Genomic DNA, 2,986 nt, shown 5'->3' with positions numbered 1-2,986 from the left:
CCGTTCTTCGGGGGCCGTGCTTTCGGAAGGGAGCGCGGCTACCCACTAAAACTGTCCGAACGAGCGAGGCCACCTCTCGCCCAGGCCGCTTCCAAAGGCCGAAACAAGGTGGATGGCACGCGCCCCATTGCGATGTGAGCCACGGACCGTCTTGCCGTCGATCGCGATGACCTCGCCGGACAAGGTTGGAAACGCACCGCTCATCCAGCGCGTGAAGCACGCCTCGAACTGACGTGGGTTCAGGGCCGCGAACACCCGTCCAAACGTGTCGTGGGACGGGATGCCGTTGCGCAGCGGCACGTAGCCGCGTAGCCACTCCAGTTTCTCTTCACCCCAGATCTGAATGGCTACCCAGCTATCCGCTCCCGAGAGAATCGCGCACAGCGCCACCACCAGCATCTCTGACAAGTCGTGGGCAGGCGTTCGGCTGCGCGGATCGCGCAACTCGCCGAGCGCGTCTTCGATGCTCAAGGCTTGCGTTTCCTCCATCCGATGCCTCCGCAAAAGATAGTAGTAAACGCTTGATTCGCCTCGGTTTACAACCCCGCGCGTAACTCCTTGAATGATATGAACGTCCCCCACCCGTCAGTGGTGAAGAATCTGGCAGTGAGGAAATGCGGGAGGCGGATCCTCACGGGCCGACGGCATCAAAGTGCCCAAAGTAGAAGATCATCAAGGTCTTCAAAGGCAAACCGGAGGATCCGAGATGAAGCTTACGCCCGTTGGAGTCGACATCGCAAAGAACGTCATCCAGGTTCATTGGGTTGATCCCGATACTGGTGAGATCGTGAACAAGGCGATCAAGCGCGGCCGGTTCCTTGAGTATTTTGTGAATCGCTCACCTTGCCTTGTTGGAATGGAGGCATGTGGCGGATCTCAGCACTGGGCTCGTTGTCTGATCCGGATGGGGCATGACGTGAAGTTGATGCCGGCGAAGTTCGTCAAGGCGTTCAACATCGGCAACAAAAATGATGCTGCCGATGCACGAGCAATCTGGCTCGCGGTACAGCAACCCATCAAGGCTGTTGCAATAAAGACAGAAGCGCAACAAGCGGTGCTTGGGCTGCACCGCATGCGGCAGCAACTGGTGAAATTCCGCACGATGCAGATGAACAGCCTGCGTGGCCTGCTGACCGAATATGGCGAAGTGATGGCCAAAAGCCGGGCTGCACTGGATAAGGGGACACCCGACATATTGGCACGACTTGCCCAGCGCCTGCCGACAATGCTAATCGATTCACTGCGGGAACAGTGGAACGGTTTGACGAAACTCGACGAACAGATCGCCGGAATTGAACGACGACTGCGGGATTGGATGAAGCACGATCAGGCCTGCAAAGCAATTGCCGAAATTCCAGGAGTCGGATTGTTGACAGCGACGGCAGCAGTCGCAACGATGGGCGATCCAGCTTCATTCCGGTCGGGGCGCGAATTTGCCGCTTGGCTGGGGCTCGTGCCCGCGCAGACTGGGTCTGGCGGAAAAGTTCAATTACTCGGTATCAGTAAAAGGGGCGACACCTACCTGAGAACCCTGCTCGTGCACGGGGCGCGTAGTGTGTTGCTGCATGCAAAGGAACGCGGGACATGGATCGAGCAGATCGGTAAGCGTCGTCCGAAAAACGTTGTCATTGTTGCGCTAGCGAACAAGATGGCAAGAACGATCTGGGCCATGCTCGCCCACGGCCGGCCGTACCAGAAGGAGTACCACAGCACACGTGTGGCATGAACGGTAACAGGAAACGGACAAGCAACGCTTATCCGGGAGAATACGTCCCAAGGTTGCGCAGGCGATCGACAGTGATGACAGACTAGGTAGGACCGTGACTCGCTCAACCTGAGTTAACAATTGAGCCTGGAGCTCGATCCTTGAATGAGGCGCGAGTCAGCGGATTTCATCGGGGCCCGCAGCAATCGAGGCTGCAGAAAGGCCGAATGTAGAGCTGCAACCCATCCTGTCTGCATAACTATCGGAAACCTGCTCAAACGGGGGACGTTCATGTAGATTGTTAACGCCCCTTCATGCGATTGCCCCGTGGATGATCGCGTGCTATTACAATCGGCAACGCCTGCATACCTCGATCGACTACCTCACGCCTGTCGATTACCAGGCCAGCTTGATCGCCGCATGAGATGCTGTACGTGAAAACGAGGCAGGGTCACTTGGAGAATGCCTGCCGCCCCTCAACCTCTGACGAGCGTCGTTAAAAGAGTTCACTCAGCGGCGCACGCGGTTGTTCCGGTATCGCTTTGATCGCGGCGAGCAGCTGCGCAAAAGCCTCCTCGCGCCGGGCTTCCGGAAGGTCTGAGGTTGACCCGTTTCCGTGAACGGTTGGGCAGTTAAATTTTAAGCAGGCGGAACTCCTCCGTTTGGCGTGGCGCTGCGAGTTGTCCACGGCCGGCCGGCGGGTCGCCTATCACGACCATGACGCTGGCCGGCGGTGGGCAACTCGCTTGGCACGCATGTTCGGTTTTGTTCGCGGTGGATATGCTCGTAGACGATCGGCGAGCGATAACCCAGGCTGCTGTGGCGCCTATGCGGGTTATACCAACCTTCGATGAATGAGAAGATCGCGCGGCTGGCTTGCTCGCGGGTTTCGAAGCGCGTGCGCGCGAGCAATTCACATTCGAGCGTGGCGAAGAACGACTCGCACATCGCGTTATCAAAGCAGTCGCCCACCGAGCCCATGGATGGGCGCACGCCGGCCTCGCGGCAGCGCCGCCCAAACGCGAGGGAGGTGTATTGACTACCGCGATCGGAGTGCAGCAGCAATCCGGGTGGCGGCTTGCGTTGCCAGCACGCGCTGCGCAAGGCCTGGCAGACCAGATCCGCGTTGATTCGCTCGGACATCGACCAGCCGACGATGCGCCGGCTTGCCAGATCCAGGATCGCGGCCAAATACAGCCAGCCCGTGCGACACGTGTCGCCGTCCGCCGGACGTAAATCGGTAATGTAGTGGATGGCAAAGTCTGTTTCTGTCTTGTCACG

3 protein-coding genes and 1 pseudogene are annotated in these 2,986 nt (G+C 58.6%); 2 read left to right on the top strand and 2 right to left on the bottom strand.

The annotated features are described in order from the left end of the window. Positions 1 to 45: 45 nt before the first annotated feature. Positions 46 to 471, bottom strand: coding sequence for an ISAs1 family transposase (locus DID99_RS36190; protein ID WP_260444790.1), 426 nt, complete (start codon positions 469 to 471; stop codon positions 46 to 48). 235 nt (positions 472 to 706) lie between these two features. Between DID99_RS36190 and DID99_RS36185 the strand changes: the two genes are divergently transcribed. Further along, positions 707 to 1,726, top strand: coding sequence for an IS110 family transposase (locus DID99_RS36185; protein WP_124668690.1), 1,020 nt, complete (start codon positions 707 to 709; stop codon positions 1,724 to 1,726). Positions 1,727 to 2,039: 313 nt separating this feature from the next. Beyond that, positions 2,040 to 2,129 (top strand): annotated as a pseudogene (locus DID99_RS38600) (IS3 family transposase); the annotation flags it as partial. A gap of 215 nt (positions 2,130 to 2,344) precedes the next feature. Here DID99_RS38600 and DID99_RS36180 read toward each other — a convergent pair. Continuing rightward, positions 2,345 to 2,986: IS3 family transposase (locus DID99_RS36180; RefSeq protein ID WP_124668689.1), on the bottom strand; the 642-nt coding region annotated here is incomplete at its 5' end.

This window comes from Burkholderia sp. Bp8986 (assembly GCF_003854225.1).
Lineage (GTDB): Bacteria > Pseudomonadota > Gammaproteobacteria > Burkholderiales > Burkholderiaceae > Burkholderia.
Note: the sequence above shows the minus strand (reverse complement) of the source record. Positions and strands in the feature narration are given on the sequence as shown.